The 17,306-nt window shown below is 73.4% G+C and carries 17 protein-coding genes and 1 pseudogene; 8 read left to right on the plus strand and 10 right to left on the minus strand.

Annotated elements, in window-relative coordinates; translation table 11 throughout:
- Positions 1-9 precede the first annotated feature (9 nt).
- From ACFYO5_RS07025 to ACFYO5_RS07070, 10 genes are all read right to left on the minus strand, one after another.
- Positions 10-489, minus strand: a complete 480-nt coding sequence (locus tag ACFYO5_RS07025) for an SRPBCC family protein (protein ID WP_356562996.1) — start codon at positions 487-489, stop codon at positions 10-12.
- A gap of 1 nt (position 490) precedes the next feature.
- Positions 491-748 (minus strand): acyl carrier protein, encoded by a 258-nt coding sequence (locus ACFYO5_RS07030; RefSeq protein ID WP_356562998.1) that lies wholly within the window; start codon positions 746-748, stop codon positions 491-493.
- Positions 749-810: 62 nt separating this feature from the next.
- Positions 811-2,061 (minus strand): ketosynthase chain-length factor, encoded by a 1,251-nt coding sequence (locus tag ACFYO5_RS07035; RefSeq protein ID WP_388705137.1) that lies wholly within the window; start codon positions 2,059-2,061, stop codon positions 811-813.
- Complete coding sequence (locus ACFYO5_RS07040; RefSeq protein ID WP_356563001.1) at positions 2,058-3,326, minus strand: beta-ketoacyl-[acyl-carrier-protein] synthase family protein; 1,269 nt, start codon at positions 3,324-3,326, stop codon at positions 2,058-2,060. The genes ACFYO5_RS07035 and ACFYO5_RS07040 overlap by 4 nt, the downstream gene beginning before the upstream one ends.
- Complete coding sequence (locus ACFYO5_RS07045) at positions 3,323-3,784, minus strand: cupin domain-containing protein (RefSeq protein WP_356563003.1); 462 nt, start codon at positions 3,782-3,784, stop codon at positions 3,323-3,325. The genes ACFYO5_RS07040 and ACFYO5_RS07045 overlap by 4 nt, the downstream gene beginning before the upstream one ends.
- A gap of 63 nt (positions 3,785-3,847) precedes the next feature.
- Entirely contained in the window at positions 3,848-5,002 is a 1,155-nt protein-coding gene (locus tag ACFYO5_RS07050; RefSeq protein WP_356563005.1) for a SchA/CurD-like domain-containing protein, read from the minus strand.
- 150 nt (positions 5,003-5,152) lie between these two features.
- Positions 5,153-5,830 carry a class F sortase gene (locus ACFYO5_RS07055; protein WP_388705141.1) on the minus strand — a complete coding sequence of 226 codons (678 nt, stop codon included), beginning with the start codon at positions 5,828-5,830 and terminating at the stop codon, positions 5,153-5,155.
- Between the two features lie 115 nt (positions 5,831-5,945).
- On the minus strand, positions 5,946-6,413 hold the full coding sequence (locus ACFYO5_RS07060; RefSeq protein WP_388705144.1) for a hypothetical protein: 468 nt from the start codon (positions 6,411-6,413) through the stop codon (positions 5,946-5,948).
- Positions 6,414-6,635: 222 nt separating this feature from the next.
- Positions 6,636-8,324: an FAD-dependent oxidoreductase gene (locus ACFYO5_RS07065; protein WP_388705147.1), complete on the minus strand. Its 1,689-nt coding sequence runs from the start codon at positions 8,322-8,324 to the stop codon at positions 6,636-6,638.
- Positions 8,325-8,542: 218 nt separating this feature from the next.
- Entirely contained in the window at positions 8,543-10,117 is a 1,575-nt protein-coding gene (locus ACFYO5_RS07070; RefSeq protein WP_356563010.1) for a hypothetical protein, read from the minus strand.
- 256 nt (positions 10,118-10,373) lie between these two features.
- Here ACFYO5_RS07070 and ACFYO5_RS07075 point away from each other — a divergent pair, with 256 nt between their 5' ends.
- From ACFYO5_RS07075 to ACFYO5_RS07110, 8 genes and pseudogenes are all read left to right on the plus strand, one after another.
- A complete protein-coding gene (locus tag ACFYO5_RS07075) occupies positions 10,374-10,667 on the plus strand; it encodes a DUF6355 family natural product biosynthesis protein (protein ID WP_388705150.1) in 294 nt (97 codons plus the stop codon).
- 205 nt (positions 10,668-10,872) lie between these two features.
- On the plus strand, positions 10,873-12,129 hold the full coding sequence (locus ACFYO5_RS07080) for an ATP-grasp domain-containing protein (protein ID WP_388705153.1): 1,257 nt from the start codon (positions 10,873-10,875) through the stop codon (positions 12,127-12,129).
- Positions 12,126-12,953 carry a hypothetical protein gene (locus ACFYO5_RS07085; RefSeq protein WP_388705155.1) on the plus strand — a complete coding sequence of 276 codons (828 nt, stop codon included), beginning with the start codon at positions 12,126-12,128 and terminating at the stop codon, positions 12,951-12,953. The genes ACFYO5_RS07080 and ACFYO5_RS07085 overlap by 4 nt, the downstream gene beginning before the upstream one ends.
- Positions 12,950-14,038: a pyridoxal-phosphate dependent enzyme gene (locus ACFYO5_RS07090; RefSeq protein ID WP_356563015.1), complete on the plus strand. Its 1,089-nt coding sequence runs from the start codon at positions 12,950-12,952 to the stop codon at positions 14,036-14,038. The genes ACFYO5_RS07085 and ACFYO5_RS07090 overlap by 4 nt, the downstream gene beginning before the upstream one ends.
- Before the next feature lie 38 nt (positions 14,039-14,076).
- A pseudogene (locus ACFYO5_RS07095) lies at positions 14,077-14,217 on the plus strand (pyridoxal-5'-phosphate-dependent protein subunit beta); the annotation flags it as partial.
- A complete protein-coding gene (locus ACFYO5_RS07100) occupies positions 14,214-15,245 on the plus strand; it encodes a mandelate racemase/muconate lactonizing enzyme family protein (RefSeq protein ID WP_388705158.1) in 1,032 nt (343 codons plus the stop codon). The pseudogene ACFYO5_RS07095 and the gene ACFYO5_RS07100, both read left to right, overlap by 4 nt.
- Positions 15,229-16,500 (plus strand): MFS transporter, encoded by a 1,272-nt coding sequence (locus tag ACFYO5_RS07105; protein ID WP_388705160.1) that lies wholly within the window; start codon positions 15,229-15,231, stop codon positions 16,498-16,500. Before ACFYO5_RS07100 ends, ACFYO5_RS07105 begins: the two co-directional genes overlap by 17 nt.
- Positions 16,497-17,297, plus strand: a complete 801-nt coding sequence (locus tag ACFYO5_RS07110) for a class I SAM-dependent methyltransferase (RefSeq protein WP_388705163.1) — start codon at positions 16,497-16,499, stop codon at positions 17,295-17,297. The genes ACFYO5_RS07105 and ACFYO5_RS07110 overlap by 4 nt, the downstream gene beginning before the upstream one ends.
- Positions 17,298-17,306: the final 9 nt, after the last annotated feature.

The raw sequence follows: 17,306 nt of genomic DNA on the forward strand, positions 1-17,306 counted from the left end.
CCGTCCGGCTCAGTCGGCCAGGCTCGGCACGGGACGCTGCTCCGTGGCCGCCTGCTCGATGCGGTCCCGGATCAGGGCCATCTGGACCTTGGAGTTCCGGTTGATGTTGTCCGTCATCCACGCGTCGTCCACCGGGGCCTCCGGCTTCATCGCGAAGTCCTGGGTCCACACCATCCGGGTGCCCTGCGGCACCTCCTCGTACCGCCACCGGATGTTCATGTGGGCGAACGGTCCGGTCTCGACGCGGCGGGCCCGCACGGTGAGCGTGGAGCGGTCCGCCTCACGCTCGGAGACCCAGCTCCACACCTTGCCGTTCTCGTCGGGGTGCATGGTGAGCCGGAAGGTGGTCTTCTCGCCCTCCTGCCGCAGGATCTCGGCCGAGGCGTACTCGCTGAACAACTGCGGCCAGTTCGCCACGTCGTTGGTCATGTCCCAGACCAGGTCCAGCGGAGCGGCGATGACGATCTCGTTCTCGGTGTGTCCGGACATGTCACGCCCCTGCCAGGAGAGCACTGTTGACCTGATCGAGGAACTGCCGGGGCGTCTTGCTGCGCTCCGCGTCCGGGGGCATCGGTGTGCCGTAGCGGTTCTCCAGCTCGCCCACGATGCCGAGCAGTCCCAGCGAGTCGATGCCGAGGGCGTCGAAGCCGACGTCGTACTGCCGCTGGAGGTCGTCCGGGGCGACGGTGATGCCCGCGGACTTCTTCATCAGTTCGGCCAGTTCCTCGACGGTAATGCGGTCACTCATGCGGATTCCTCTCCTTCGGTTCTGTACCTCTGGTTCTTCTGCGCCTGTTGTTCCGTGCCTCGTCACGAGGTGCCGGCGGCGCCGTGCCGCAGCACCAGCGCCGAGTTCGACCCCATGAGGCCCCGGCTGAGGACCAGTGCCGTGCGCAGTTCGGCAGGGCGGGCCCGGCCGGTCACGAGGTCGAGGTCGTGGCAGACGTCGAAGACGTGCGGGGTGGGCGGGATCAGGCCGTGCTCCATGGCGAGCACCGCCGCCGCGGAGTCCAGCACCGGTGCCGCGCAGTAGCCGCGGCCGGTCCCGGTCTTCGGCGCGGTGACCGGCACCCGCCTGCCGTGCGCGCCGAGCGCGTCGGCGATGGCCAACGCCTCGGCACGGTCCGCCTCCGGCACGCCGAGCGCGTCGGCGAAGACCACGTCGATCTCCTCCGGCGCACAGCCGGCGTCCGCCAGGGCCGCGCGGATCGCTTCCGCGAGACCCTCCCGGGACAGCTCCCACCGGGAGGCGCCGGTGAACGTCGCCGCGTGCCCGGCGAGAGTGGCGCGCACCCGCGCGCCGCGCTGCCGGGCCACGGTCTCCTCCTCCACGACGAACATGGCGCCGCCCTCGGCCGGCACGAACCCGCAGGCCCCCGCCGTGAAGGGACGGTAGGCGCGTTCCGGGTCGTCGCAGGTGCTCAGCTCCTCGTACCCGAGCTGGCACACCATGGAGTAGGGGGCGAGCGGCGCCTCGGTCGCGCCCGCCACGATCACGTCGGTGCCGCGCCGCACCGCCCGGGCCGCGTGCGCCAGGGCGTCCAGCCCGCCCGCCTCGTCGGAGGCGACGACCGAGCAGGGCCCCTTGAAGCCGCGCCGGATGGAGACCTGGCCGGTGCTGGCGGCGTAGAACCAGGCGATCGACTGGTACGGCCCGACGAAGCGGCTGCCCTTGCCCCACAGTTGCTGCAGCTCCCGCTGGCCGAACTCGCCGCCGCCGGAACCGGCCGCGGTGACCACGCCCACGGAGTACGGGGCGTCGCCGGTGTCGGCCTGGCCGAGGCGGGCGTCCTCCAGCGCGAGGTCGGTCGCCGCCAGCGCGAAGTGCGTGAACCGGTCGGTCTGGACGAGATAGCGCTCCTCGACCGCCGCCGTCGGCTCGAAATCCCGCACCTCGCCCGCCACTCGCAGCGGAAGGTGCTCACAGCCCTCGCGGGTGACCCGGCCGAGGGCGCTGAGGCCCTCCTGGGTGGACTTCCAGAAGGACTCGGTGCTGGCTCCGTTGGGCGCGACGACACCGATACCGGTGACGACGGCGCGCCTCGGATGGGGTTCGGTCATCTTTCCCTCTCCCTCGGCCGGTTGAGGACCACCGCCGACTGGAAACCGCCGAACCCGCTGCCCACGGAGAGCACGCTGTTCAGCTTCCGCTCACGTGCGTCACGCGGCACGTAGTCCAGGTCGCACTCGGGGTCCGGGGTCTCGTAGTTGGCGGTGGGCGGCACCACCTGGTGGGCCAGGGCCAGCACGCAGGCGACGACCTCGATCGCGCCGATCGCGCCCAGGGAGTGGCCCACCATCGACTTGATGGAACTCATGGGCGTGTCGTAGGCGTGCCGGCCCAGGGTCCGCTTCACGGCGGCGGTCTCGTGCCGGTCGTTCTGCTTGGTCCCCGACCCGTGCGCGTTGACGTAGTCGACGGCCGTGGGATCGACCCGGGCGTGGTCGAGGGCGTCCTCGATGGCTCGCGCCATCTCCAGGCCCTCGCTGGTCAGACCGGTCATGTGGTACGCGTTGCCGAAGGTCGCGTAGCCGCCCAGCTCGCAGTAGACATGCGCACCGCGGGCCCTGGCGTGCTCCAGTTCCTCCAGGACGAGCACCGCGCCGCCCTCGCCCATGACGAACCCGTCACGGTTGGCGTCGAAGGGACGCGAGGCGTGCGCCGGATCGTCGTTGTTGGACGAGGTGGCCTTGATGGCGTCGAAGCAGGCCATGGTGATCGGGGAGATCGGCGAGTCGGAGGCGCCGGCGATGCAGATGTCGGCCCGTCCCTCCTCGATCGTGTGGAAGGCGTACCCCACCGCGTCGAGCCCGGAGGTGCAGCCCGTCGACACCGTCTGCACCGGCCCGCGCGCCTCGAACCGCTCCGCCACCGTGGAGGCCAGCGTGCTGGGCGAGAACGCGCGGTGCAGATGCGGCTCGGCCCGGCTGTGGTCCACGTCCCAGCGCTGTCCGCCGTGGCTGACCAGCACGTAGTCGTGTTCCAGGCGGGTGGTGCCGCCGACCGCGGTGCCCAGCGAGACGCCCACCCGCCAGGGGTTCTCCCGGCCGAGGTCGAGACCGGAGTCCCGTACCGCCTCCTCCCCGGCGACCAGGGCGAACTGGATGTACCGGTCGCACCGGGCGACCTGCTCCGCGTCCAGCCCGTGCGCCGCCGGGTCGAAGTCGCACTCGGCCGCGATCCGCGACCGCAGCCCCGTCGGGTCGAAGAAGGTGATGCCCCGCGTCGCGGTGCGCCCGTGGGACAGCAGGTCCCAGAACGCCGGTACACCTATGCCGCCCGGAGCGACGACGCCTATGCCGGTGACCGCCACCCGCCGGTTCATGAACCGGCCTGCCGTCGCCCGGCCGTACGGACCGCACCGCCGTGGGCGCCCTCCGCCGCGACGGCCACGGGTTCGGTCTCCTCGGTGTCGACGTGCCCGAGCGGCGGGCTCGGCGCCAGCGGGCCCAGGTGGAAGACCAGACGCGCCTCCACCTTGCCCACATTGCGGAACCGGTGCCGCATGTGCATCGGGATCATCAGCCCCTGCTCGGGCCGGAGCGGGTGCGGTTCGCCGTCGAGGTCGACCTCCAACTGCCCGCACACGACGTACACGAACTCCTCGGAGTACGGGTGGTAGTGCTCACCGATGCGGTCGCCCGGCTGGACGATGGCCACCCCCATGAAGCCGCTGGTGGCGCCGGACGTGGTGGGCGTGAGCATGGCGCGCAGGTCACCGCCGCGCCGGGTGTTGGGCTCGACCTCGCTGAGATCCACGATTCTGGGACGGGATGTGATCACGACGTTGCTCCGTTTCGTGTGCTGTGTCGGCGTGGGCGACCGGCGCCCCGCCTGCCGGGCGGCTCAGGCGTCGGGCGAGCGCCGGTCGGTGACGAGGTCCATGCGGGCGAGCGTGAGGAGACGGTCGGCGGCCCCGTCCCGCAACGCGGAGGCGTCCACGCCCAGCGCGTCGGCGTCCAGCAGGGCCGTCAGCTCGGCCGTCCGGTCCCGGTCCGTCAGACCGAGCACCCGGCCGGCGTCGCTGTCTCCGCCGCGCACGTCGACCAGGCGCACCACGACGTCGTCGCGCTGGAAGATCGTGCTGCGCAGCACCGGGCTCCGCGGGTCGTCCGCCGCCTTCTCGTCCTGCTGGGCGAGGAGTTCGGCCAGCCGCAGGCCGCTGCCCTCGCGCGCCGGGTAGTGGAGCGCGTGCCGTACGGCGTCCTGCCTCGCCTCGCCCGCCGTCACGTGGTGGACGGCCGGCAGGGCTGCGCGGGTGAAGAAGACCCGGGCCGACTCGGGGTCGTCGAGGTCCCGGTCCTGCTCCAGGTAGGGGTTGATGGCCTCCTCGACGGCCCGCACCTCGGGCTGCCGGGCGACGTGCCGCAGGGCGGCGAGCAGGTCGCCGCGCACCTCGATGGCCCGCACGACCCGGTTGCCGTGCATGAACAGGGAGGTGCGGATCAGCCGGGTGGTGTCGTCCACCCGGGGCTCGGGGGAGGCGTAGTCGGCGAGGATCTTCGCGACGGCCTCCTCGCTGCCCGGCTTGACGGTGAAGGTGAGCGCGTGCCGGATCACGCCGTCGCCGATCCGGGGGGACGACTGGAGCCGGCGCTCACCGGGCTCGGCCAGCGCCGCCGGGCCACCGGTCTCGCGCACGACGTGGAACCGCAGCGACCTGGTGTCCCGCACGCAGCTGTGCAGCGGCTCCACCATCCGCACGTGCTCCTCGCTGTTGACCCAGGTCAGGAACGGCGGGGCACTCTCCCACTCACTGGTGATGAGCCACTGGGAGGGGTTCTCGATCGACTGGCACAACTGGTCGCTGACGTGTCCGGGGACCGAGGCGACCTGGTTGCAGAGCTGCTCGTACGCCTCCAGGAACTGCTGCTGGGCCCCGTCGTAGACGTCCACCAGCAGGACGACCCGGAGATGGGAGCCGTCGAAGACGGACTGGGAGACGCGCTGCGACACCTTGCGGGTCAGCGGTGCCGAAGCGGGGGCGGACGTGGTGGTCATCGTGGGGATCTCCTTCGGGGAGCGAGGTGGAACGAACCTCGGTGCGGTGGAGCGACGTGGGCGTGTCTCGATCCTGTGGCGGTCCGGACCGGTGCGCGACCGGGAGGGACTACGCGGGTGACCTGCTCCCCTCGTCCGTGTGAGGTTCCGTCACCTGAGGTGCGCGAAGACCACGAGGTTCTCCGTGTAGTCCTTCACCGTGCGGTCGTAGTCGCCCGCGCAGGTGATGAGGCGGACCTGGGCGTCGGCGGTGTCGCCGTAGACCCGGCTGCTGGGAAAGTGGTCCTTGTCGAACTTCTCGACGCTGTCGACCACGAAGACGGGCGTACGTCCGTCCGCCCGCCGCACGCGGAAGACGTCGCCCTTCTCGAGTTCGCCCAGCCCGGCGAAGACGGCGGCGGAGGTGGCGGTGTCCACGTGGCCGGCGATGATCGCGGTGCCGGTCTCACCGGGGGAGGCCCCCTTGGCGTACCACCCGACGAGGTTGGTGTCGTGCGGCGGCGGGGCCTGGAGCTGCCCGTTGGCGCCGATGGCGAGATCGGTGAAGGGGGCGTCGACGGAGATCTTCGGGATGAGCAGCCGCACGGGGCTGGACCGCGGCAGATGCTCTCCCACCGGCCCGGCGCCGGGCGAGGCCGGTGCGGCCGTCCGCGGGGCGGACAGGACGTCGGGCGGCGGACTGGGCACACCCGCCTGCGGGGAGTCGTCGCCGAGCAGGCGCACCGCCAGCAGCAGCAACCCCCCGACGCACAGCATGGTCAGCCCCCGGCGGGGCTGCCGGGCCGGTTCCGACCCGTCGGAGGAGGAGGCGGAGGAGTGGACAGCCATCTGAGGTGACCTCACTAGCTGGTTCACGGCAGCGGGAGGGGCGGGGCGGAAAGCGAGCCGGGCCGCCACGTGAAGCTCGGGTGGCGGCCACGGCTGCTATGTCGCCCGGCATGGGTCAGGCCAGGCCGTGGGCCGACTTCCTGCGGCGAGCGGCGTACAGGCCGGTCGCGGCGACGGCCAGGACGGCGACGCCGCCCGCGGTCGCGGCGGGCGCGTCCAGCGCGCCACCGCCGGTGTGCATGCCGCCGCGCGGCTTCTCCTCGCCGCTCCAGGACTCCTTCTCCTCACCCTCCTTGGTCCAGGAGGAGTCCTTGCCGGGCTCGCTGTCCTTCTTGTAGGTCTCCGGGTCGTGCTTCGGGTCACGCGCGGTGCCCCAGTCGTCCGCCTCGACGGTGGTCAGCGCACCGCCACCCGTGTGCATTCCACCGCGGGGCGCGTCGTGCTTGGCTCCGTTGTCCTGCTCCTTGCTGTAGGAGGAGTCTTCCTGCTCCCAGTCACCGCCCGCCGCGTAGGCGCCGGGCGCGGCGAGGGCGAGGGCGGCCGAGGCCGCCGCGGTGGCCAGGATCATGCGTGCTGAACGCATAGGGGGTCCTTCCGTCGGCCGGGCAGCTGCCGGTTCGTCAGCTGAGGAGACCCGGCCCCGACGTGATCCACCGTCAGTCACCCCGCGGACTTCCACCACTCAAGGCGCTCAGCCGGGTGAGGGCGGGCGGCGGCCGGGGGAACGGCGAAAGGCCTGTGCCGGCCCTCCGAAGAGCGGCCGGCACAGGCCCCTCGGACGCCCCTCACGGCATCCGACGTCCGGTCAGCTCAGCGCCAGCACCGTGGTCAGGACGCGCCGCAGCAACGCTTCGGGCTCCGGGACCGGGCCGGGCGAGCGCCAGGCGACGAACCCGTCCGGCCGCACCAGTACGGCACCGCCGCTCGCCGTGCCGTGGCGCTCCCGCCAGTCCGCGCCGTCCTCGGGCACCACGTCCGCGTCGGGTCCCGCCCCGACGCGGTACGACACGAGGGGGAGGGACAGCCGGCCGGCCAGCCGGACGGCGGCCTCGTGCCAGCCGTTCGGCCCGTCGGCTCCGGCGTCGCCGTCGCTGAGCAGGACCAGGGACCGCTCGTACAGGTCGAGCGTGGACAGCCGGGTGCCGTCGAGCCGGACCCACAGGTGGGGTGCCCGGGTGCCGGGCTCGCCGGTCAGGGCGAGCTTCTCCGGGACGACCGGCGAGGCGGGATCGGTGCCGACGACGGCGCCCTGGGGGTAGCGGTAGCCGAGGGCCACGTTGAGGATGCCGCGCTGCGGCCCGCCGCCGGCCTCGTCCGCCTTCCCGCCCACGCCGGCCGGCGGGGCGAAGCCGGGGTGGCTGTGCTCGACCGACCGGACCGCGGCCCGGGCACTGGTCGCCTCCGCCACCGGGCGGCGTTCGAGGTCGTAGGTGTCCAGCAGCCCGTGTCCCGCCCAGCCGTCGAGCACGGCGGCCAGCTTCCAGGCCAGGTTGTGCGCGTCCTGGATGCCGGTGTTGGAGCCGAAGGCCCCGGTGGGGGACATCTCGTGGGCGGAGTCGCCCGCCAGCAGGACACGCCCCGAGCGGTAGCCGCGGGCCACGCGCTGGGCGGCGTGCCAGGGCGCCCGCCCGGTGATCTCGATGTCGAGGTCCGCCCGGCCGACCGCGCGGCGGATGTGCTCCGCGCAGCGCTCGTCGGTGAAGTCCTCCAGGGTCTCCCCGCGTTCCGGGTGCCAGGGGGCGTGGAAGACCCAGTTCTCCCGGTTGTCCACCGGCAGCAGCGCGCCGTCGCCGTCGGGGCTGGTGAGGTAGCAGACGATGAACCGGCGCTCGCCCACCACGTCGGCGAGGAGGCGGGACCGGAAGGTGACGCTGACATTGCTGAACAGCTCGCCGGGGCCGCTCTGGCCGATGCCGAGCTGCTCGCGGACGGGGCTGCGCGGGCCGTCGGCGGCGACCAGGTAGTCGGCGAGGATCTTGGTGTGCTCGCCCGTCTCCCGGCTCTTGACCACCGCGGTGACACCGTCGGAACCGGTTTCGAAGGACAGCAGTTCGGTCGAGTACCGCAGGTCGCCGCCGAGCGCGGTGGCGTGGTCGAGCAGGACCGGCTCCAGGTCGTTCTGGCTGCACAGGCACCAGGAGCTGGGGCTGAACCGGGCCAGCCCGCCACCTGGGTCGATGTCCTTGACCAGCCACTCGCCCGGGTCGCCGACCAGGTCGCGGGCCTGGAGGATGCCGTGGTTGTCGGCGAGGGTGGCCGCGGCCCGATGGATCGCCGGTTCCACCCCGGCCACCCGGAAGAGTTCCATCGTGCGGACGTTGTTGCCGCGTCCGCGGGGGTGCCGGGAAGTGCCGGAATGGCGCTCCACCAGGGTGTGCCGCACCCCCAGCCGGCCCAGGAACAGTGAGGTCGACAGGCCCACCAGGGAGCCGCCGACGATCAGGACGGGGACCCTGTGGATCGCGCCGCCCGGTTGGTCGGTTCTTTGGTTCATGATGTGTCTCCAGCACGTCGTGTCCGCCGACTCGGCCGGTACGGCCGGGACGGCCGGGACTCTCATGCATGCCCCACCGGGCGAACGGCGGCTCAGGCTTCACCCGCCTGACCCTCCGGTGACCGGAGCGGCCGGAGCCGTGGCGCACGGGAGGGCCGCCGCACACGCCGGGGAGACGCGACCGGCGGCGACGGCCCTCCGGGGCCGGTTCGGGTTGCTCAGATGCCCGAACCCAGGGTGCGCGTCGTGTAGGCGCACTCCGTGTAGATGTAGCCGGACTCCAGCTTCGCGGTGTCGGTGGCGGGGGTGGAGACGGTGTCCGACGTCGACTTGTGCACGAAGTAGGTGGTGCCGGCCGGCAGGCTGATCGTGCGCTGCGGGTAGTTCTTGCCGCCGCTGCACGGCTCGAAGCCGGGGCTGAGGGTGCTGGACAGGGAGTACGCCTTGCAGCTGCCGCAGCCCTTGAGGGTGAGGCTGCCCGTCACCGGGCCGGTGTACAGGACGGTGACCTCGTCGGGGCTGTCGTTCTTCACCGTGACGGAGATGCTGCCGCCGGACCGTGTCGTGGGCAGGGTCTTGCCGGCGGCCGGCAGGGTCTGGGCGATCTCCGCGCCGATCGCGATCTTCTTCGCCCGAGCCGCGTTCTTGGCGTTCTTGTGGGCCGAGACGTACTCGTTCATCGTCGTCTGCGCGGCTTCGAAGTCACCGTCGCGGTACTGGTCCACGCCGCAGGTGTACGTGCCCGCGTCGGCGCTGCTCGTGGCGCGTCCGGCGTCCTTGGTGAGGGCCGCCTCGATCCCTGCCTCGTCGCCCGGCAGGTCGGCGATGCGGGAGCCGAGGTCGTTCAGCCGCTCGACGGCCGTGCACGGCTCGGCCCCGGAGAGACCCTTGACCTCCCGGGTGACGGCGGCGGCCACGGCCGGTTCGACCTTGGCGGCCTGGTCGGAGTCGGGGAAGGTGGTCAGCAGCTCGCCGAACTGGGCCGCCCAGGTCGACTGTTCGGTGGCCAGGCCCCGCGAGGCGCACTCGTACAGGGCGGTGGCCAGCCGGTCGTCCGGCCACTTCTCCAGGTTTCCGAGGTCGGTGGAGGGCATGGCCTCGGGGACGGTGCGCAGGTAGGTGAGGGGCGCTATCGCCGTGCAGTAGTCGGCGTTCTCGTAGGGGGCGGCGACCGTGGTGTAGAAGGTCTTCATCCGGGTGGGGACCCGCTCGGCGGCGCGCGAGTCGGGATGGTCGGATCTGAGGTCCTCATAGGTCTTGAGCGCTTCGCGGTAGCCGGCCCTGCCGCCGCCGAAGTCCTGCTTGCCGGACGCCGTGACCAGCTTGTCGGCCTCGTCGAGCCGGTCGAGGAGCATCTGCTCCGTCGCCTCCTCCCGCGCGTCGTCGTACAGCACGACGCCCGCGGCCGGTACGGCGAGCAGGACCAGCCCCAGCAGCAGGGCGACGGGCGCTCGCCGCACGATCGCCGTGCGGGAGCGCAGGCCGACGAGCGCGCCGTGCGCCGCGGCCCCGGCGAGGAACACGGCGTACAGGACGAGGGCCGTCACCGGAACGCCGTCCGGGTCGGCCGGGAGGGCCACGAGGAGCAGCACGGCGGTGGCGGTCCAGCACAGCAGCATGAGCACCCAGCGGCGCAGCAGCGCGTATCCGAGCCCCAGGCCGCTGAGGTTGAGGACCGCGACGGCGACGGCCCGCGCGCCGTCCGGCGGCGCGGGCGGGGCCGGTGGCGGCGCCGACGGCATGGGTGGCATGTGGAAACCGTGGTCCTGCATGCCGTACTGATCCCCGGACATGGCTGTCCTCCCCCATCAACAGCGCCCGAACTTCGGTGACTTGTCAGTCTACGGGCGTCGATGCGCGGGTGACAGAGGGGGCGGGTGCCGATCCCGCCGCATGCCGGGTCATGCCCGGGGAGTGGAGGTATCACCCCTTCGGCTCAACGGCGAATCGATTCGCTGGGTGAAAGCGGGGGCGGCGTCCGGCCCGCCGGAGGAACGCGCGGCGATGCTCGGTGGGCCCTTTCACGACCGCTCCTGAAGGAGTCCTGCCTTGCGTGTTCCTCGTACGCTGTTCAGCACCCTCGGTTCCGCCGTTCTCGTCCTCGCGTCGCTGGGCGCGTTGACCGCCGTCACCGCCGCTCCCGCCGCCGCGGACCCGTGCGGCTTCTACGAGACCGGTTCCGACGCCTACTACAACCACTGCACCTCCGACGGCTCGCGGGTGATCATCAAGGTCGAGGTCGCCTGGGCGCCCGACTACGAGCGCTGTGTCGCGCCCGGCAAGACCTGGCTGGGCGCCGCCGACGAGATCCAGGGGGCGTACTACACCGGTCGCACCTGCTGACCGGGGCGCCGGTGGCACGAAGGGCCGGGACGGCTTCGTCCCGGCCCTTCGGCGTGCGGTCATCCGGAACGCCCGGGAAAGGGACTGGTAAATGAAAATGGTTATCGATACCGTGTGGCTGCGCGCAGCCCGGCGTCCTCCCCTCCGGCGAGGACCCGCCGGGCTGCCCTGACGCCTGAACTCGCCGCTGGAACAAAGGGGAATCGTGGCTCATCTGCTGATGGTCGAGAGCTGGGTCGGATCGATGAGCAGGCTGTTGCCACGGGCGATCGCGGAGGGCGGACACACGTTCACGTTCCTCACCCGCGACCTGCACCACTACCTGCGCCCGGCCCCCGAGGGGACGGCGCACCCGCTCCTCGGCGCCCGCCACGTCATCACCGCGGACACCAACGACGTGGACAGGCTGCTCCCCGAGGCCGAACGGCTGCACGCGGCGCTGCGCTTCGACGGCGTCCTCACCTCCTGCGACTACTACCTGCCGGCCGTCGCCCGGATCGCCGCCCGCCTCGGACTGCCGGGCCCCGGCCCCGAAGCGGTCGGGAACGCCTGCCGCAAGGACGCCACCCGCCGCGTCCTCGCCGAGGCCGCGGTGCCCGGCCCGCGCTTCGCCCTGCACGAGGAGTGGGCCGGCCTCGCCCGGTCGGCGCGGGAGATCGGCTACCCGCTGGTCGTCAAACCGGTCGACCTGTGCGCCGGCATGTACGTGCGGCGCGTGGACGACGAACGCCAACTCGGCGACGCCGTGAGAGCCCTGGCCGCATTCCCGGTGAACGCCCGCGGGCAGCGCCGGTCGCCCGCCGTCCTGTTGGAGGAACTGCTGGACGGGCCCGAGGTGAGCGTCGAGACGGTGTCGCACGCGGGCGCGGTCCAGGTGGTCGGCGTGACCGACAAGAGCGTCGGCGGAGCGCCCGCCTTCGTCGAGACCGGGCACATGTTCCCCGCCGACCTCACGCCCGCCGACACCGAGGCCGCCGAACAGACCGCCCTGGCCGCGCTCAAGGCCCTCGGCCTGACCGACGGGGTCGTGGCCCACACCGAGATCAAGCTGACCCCCGACGGGCCACGCGTCGTCGAGGTCAACCCCCGCCCGGCCGGCAACCGCATCACCGAACTCGTCCGCCATGTCACCGGCATCGACCTCGCCGCCGCCTTCGTCGACGTCGCCCTCGGCCGCGCCCCCGACCTGCGGCGCACCGACACCGGAGTGCGCAGCGCCGCGATCGGCTTCCTCGTCCCCGAGCGGGCCGGCACCCTGGAGGCCCTCGACGGCGGCGGCGTACGGGACGCGGACGGCGTCCTGGAGGTGGAACTCACCGAGCCCGGCGGGGCGGTGAGGGCGGCGGGCAGCAACAACGAGTACCTGGGGCACGTCATGGCCGCCGACACCCGCGGCCCCGGCGCCCGCACCCGCGTCGAGGACCTGCTGGCCGGACTGCGCGCGGGACTGGTCGTCCGATGACCACAGCGACCTCCCACGCCTACCAGGACCTCGTCGACCGGGTCCGCGACGGCGCCCTCGGCCCCGACCCGGCCGGGCTGCGCGTCACCGTCGCCTTCACCACCCGGCAGGCCGTACGCCACGACGGACGCGGCACCGGCTACCGCAACGAGGTGCTCAGCCTGCGCCTCGCCGAGGCCGTCGGCTCCTGCGCCGTCGAACCGGGAGAACTCCCGGACGGCGCGCTCGACGACTGCGTCGGCGCCGACGTGGCCCGACTCCTGCGGCACCCCCTGCCGGCGGTCCGGGTCGCGGCGCTGGACGCCTACCTCATGCACGTCACCCCGCACACCCCCGAGCACGGCGCCCGGCCGGTCCCGCTGCCCGCCGGGTCCTCCGTGGAGAAGTCCCGCGCCCGCGCCCGCGCCGTCGTCGAACTGCTCGACCTGCCCGCCGGGGCGACGGTACTCGTCGTCGGTGTCGTCAACTCCCTGCTGGAAGCGCTGCGTTCACGCGGACTGCGCTACCTCCCGAGCGACCTCAAGGGCGGCACCACCGAGTGGGGCGAGCCGGTCCTCACCGACGCGCTCGCCGCGGCCGACCGCTGCCACGCCCTCCTCGTCTCCGGCATGACCCTCGGCAACGGCACCTTCGAACCCCTGCGCCGGCACGCGCTGACACACGGCAAGCAGCTGGTGGCGTTCGCCCAGACCGGCAGCGCCGTCCTGCCCCGCCTCCTCGGCCACGGGCTGACCGCGGTGTGCGCCGAGCCCTACCCGTTCTTCTGGCTCGACGGCGGCCCCGGCACCGTCCACCGCTACGGGTGCCCGGGAGGCGGGCGATGATCACGACCGCCGTCCTCCCCGACGCCCGCCGGGAACTCCTCGCGCTGCTCGGCCGTACGCCCGTGGTGCGCGTCACCGCCGGGCTGCCCGGCGCCCACCCCGGATTCTGGGCCAAACTCGAAGCGCTCTCGGCCGGCGGCATGAAGGCGCGGGCCGCCGTGTCGATGCTGCTGGGAGCCCGCGAACGCGGCGAACTGCGGCCCGGAGCCCCGGTGGTGGAGTCCACCTCCGGCACGCTCGGCATCGGCCTCGCCTTCGCCGGACAGGCCCTCGGCCATCCGGTCGTACTGGTCGGTGACCGCGAACTGGAGCCGTCCATGCGGCAGTTGCTGCGCGCCCACGGCGTCCGCCTGGAGATCGCCGACCGGCCCGCCCTCCAGGGCGGCTGGCAGGCCGCCCGCCTCGCCCGCCTGCGGGAGCTGCTGACCGAACTGCCCGACGCCTACTGGCCCGACCAGTACAACAACCCCGACAACACCGCCGGCTACGCCTCCCTCGCCGCCGAACTCGCCACCCAGCTCGACCACCTGGACATCCTGGTGTGCAGCGTCGGCACCGGCGGCCACAGCGCGGGCGTCGTCGGACCGCTGCGCCGCCACTGGCCCGCGCTGCGCCTGATCGGCGTCGACGCCACCGGCTCCACCATCTTCGGCCAGCCCGCCCGCCCCCGGCTGATGCGCGGCCTCGGCAGCAGCATCCACCCGCGCAACGTCGCCTACGACGCCTTCGACGAGGTCCACTGGATCGGCCCCGCCGAGGCCGTCGACAGTTGCCGCAGACTCGCCCGCGGCAGTTTCGTCACCGGTGGCTGGAGCACCGGCGCGGTCGCCCGCGTCGCCGCCTGGGCGGCCCGCGTGCACCCCGGCGCGGTCGTCGCGACCGTCTTCCCCGACGGACCGCACCGCTACCTCGGCACCGTCTACGACGACGACTTCACCGCCGCGCACGGCATCGACCCCGCCACCGCGGCCACCCGGCCCGTGGAGATACCGCACCCGCACACCGTCGAGGCGACCGGCTGGGCGCGCTGCACCCGCGTCACCGACCCGCTCGGCGCCCTCCGCACCCAGGAGGGGAGCCGATGAAGACCCGCCTGCGCACCGCGCGCCTCGTACTCGCCGAGCACGGCATCGACCCCGCCACCGCGGCCACCCGGCCCGTGGAGATACCGCACCCGCACACCGTCGAGGCGACCGGCTGGGCGCGCTGCACCCGCGTCACCGACCCGCTCGGCGTCCTCCGCACCCAGGAGGGGAGCCGATGAAGACCCGCCTGCGCACCGCGCGCCTCGTACTCGCCGAGCCGCTGCGGATCTCCCGCTCCACCATGGCCGCCCGGGACGCCGTGTGGCTGACCGTCGAGCACGACGGACTGCGCGGCCACGGCGAGGCCGTCACCAGCGTCTACTACGGCCTCGACACCGGCACCCTGTCGCGCCTCCTGGGCGCCGTCGACCTGGACCGCTTCGCCGAGCCGGAGAGCGCCCTGGAGGCCCTGCGCGAGGAGGCGCCGGCATCGCCGCCGGCCGTGACGGCCGCCGTCGAGGCCGCGCTCCTCGACCTCGTCGGCAAGCGCGCGGACGCTCCCGTCCACCGGCTCCTCGGCGCTCCCGCGCCCCCCGTGGCCGCCACCGCCCGCACCCTGGGCATCACCTCGCCCGCACACGCGGCAGCCGAGGCCCGCCGGCTCGCCGCGAGCGGCTTCCGGGTCATCAAGGTGAAGGCCGGCACCCCCGACCCCGAGGACGACATCGAACGCGTCCGCGTCGTGCGTGACGCGGCCCCCGGCGTACGGCTGCTCCTCGACCCCAACGGGGCGTGGACGCCGCGCCAGGCCGGGAGGCTCCTGCCCCGCTTCGCCGACCTCGGCGTCGAGGCCGTCGAACAGCCCCTCGCCCCCGGCGACCCGGAGGCACTGGCCGCCCTGGCCGAGCGGTCACCGCTGCCCGTCATCGCCGACGAGGACGCCGTCGGCATCGAGGACGCCCGGCGCCTCGCCGGACGGGTGCACGGCGTCAACGTCAAGCTCGCCAAGTGCGGCGGCGTCCACGCGGCCCTGCGCATCGCCGCCGCCGTCGAGGGCAGCGGCACCGCGTTGATGCTCGGCTGCCTCACCGCCAGCAGCCTCGGCCTCGCGCCCGCCGTCCACCTCGCCGACCGCGCCCGCTGGACCGACCTCGACGGACACCTGCTCCTCGCGCGGGACCCGTGGAGCGGCATCGGCGGCACCGACGGCTTCGTCCGCGCGAGCGACCGGCCGGGACTGGGGGTGACACATGGGGACCTGGCGTGAGATACGGGGCTTCCCCGTCGCCGTGCGGCTGCTGCTGGTCAACCAACTGGGCGTCAACACCGGCTTCTACCTCCTCATCCCCTACCTCGCCCTCCACCTCGGCGAGAACCTGGGCATGTCGGCGGCGGTCGTCGGCGTCGTCCTCGGCGTCCGCAACCTCAGCCAGCAGGGCCTGTTCCTCATCGGCGGCTCCGCGGCCGACCGGCTCGGCGCACGGGGCGTGATCATCGCCGGGTGCGCCCTGCGGACGGCCGGGTTCGCGCTGTTCGCACTGGGCGACGGACTGCCGGTACTGCTCGCCGCGTCGGTGCTCAGCGGACTCGCCGGCGCCCTGTTCAACCCAGCCGTGCGCGCCTACCTCGCGCAGGAGGCTGGGGAGCGCAAGGCGGAGGCGTTCGCCCTCTTCAACGTGTTCGCCACCACCGGCGCCCTGATCGGCCCACTGCTGGGCAGCGCCCTGCTCCTCGTCGACTTCCGCGCCTGCGCCCTGACCGCCGCCGGCGTCTTCGCCGTCCTCACCGTGGCGCAGGCACTCGTGCTGCCCGCACGGGAGGTGCCGCCCCGGCAGGACAGCGTCCTCGCGGACTGGCGCGAGGTGGCCGGCGACCGGGCCTTCCTCGGCTTCGCCCTCGCCATGGTCGGCATGTTCACCCTGGAGAACCAGCTCTACCTGCTGCTGCCCGACGGCGCCCGCCAGGCCACCGGCTGGGACGGCGCCGCCGGCCTCGTCCTCCTCGTCGGCACGCTCACCAACCTCACCCTCCAGATGCGCGTCACCCGGGCCCTCACAACCGGTGGCCACCGGGCCCGTTGGATCGCGGTCGGGCTCACCCTGATGGGCGTGGCGTTCCTGCCCCCCGCGATGGTGGCCGGATCGTCGTCGGACGGGTGGCTCGACGCCGCACCCGTCCTGGCCGGCGCCGTACTGCTCCATCTCGGCGTCGTGATCGCCTCGCCCTTCGTCATGGAGCTGATACCCGGCTTCGGCCGCCCGGAGCTGACCGGCACCTACTTCGGGATTTTCTACGTCGTCTCGGGCGTCGCCGCCGCCCTCGGCAACACGGTCGTCGGCTGGGCCATGGACACGGGCGGGCGCACCGGAGCCGAGTGGCTGCCGTGGGTGTGCTGCGCCCTGTTCGGCCCGGCGTCGGCGGCCGGAGTGGCATGGCTGCACCGGCGCGGAGCGCTCCCCCCGGGCCCGCCACCCGTCCCCGCGGCCCGAGTGGCCCCGGCCGAGGAGAGGAGCCACGCGTGAGGGACCACACCGCCGGAAACCTCCTCACCGACCACCCCGCCCTCTACGAGGCCCGCTTCCCCGACCCCGACCGGCTCGCCGGACATTGGGCCGAGAACCGCCTGCACCACCACGGCGCCGGCCCGCGCGTCCTCGACATGGGCTGCGGAACCGGCCGCGACGCCGCCCATCTGCACCGGGCCGGCCGTACGGTGACCGGCGCCGACCTCTCCGAGGCGATGCTCGGCCACGCCCGCGTCCACCACCGGGGACCGGTCTACCTCCGGGCCGATCTGCACGGCTTCGACCTCGGCCGGGCCGCCTTCGACGCGGTGGTCTGCCTGGACAGCTCCCTGCTGTACTGCCACACCAACGACCAGCTCGACGGCTTCCTCGCCTCCTGCCGCCACGCCCTCGCGCCCGGCGGGCTGCTGGTCGCGGAGATGCGCAACGGCGCCCATCTCCTCGGCCGTCAGGATCTCCTCGACGGCCCGAGGGCCGACGCGTTCACCTGGCGGGGCGTCACCTACCGCTCGGCCACCCGCCTGTCCGTCGACCGGGAGGCCCAGCTTCTGCGCCGCGTCCGCGTGTGGACCACCGACGACGGCACACCGCCGGTCGAACAGCACTCCGCCTGGCGGCTGTTGTTCCCGCAGGAACTGCGGCACTTCCTCGCCGCGCACGGCTTCGAGGTCCTCGAACTCCACGACGGACCCGGCCCGCGCACCGAACCCCGGTGGCGGGACGGCGATCCGGTCGGCAGGACGGCCGACGGGGACCGTCTGCACCTGGTGGCCCGCCTGCGCATCACGCCCTGACACACCCGC

Origin of the sequence: Streptomyces sp. NPDC006259 (assembly GCF_042870975.1) — a bacterium.
In the GTDB taxonomy this organism is placed as follows: Bacteria; Actinomycetota; Actinomycetes; order Streptomycetales; family Streptomycetaceae; genus Streptomyces.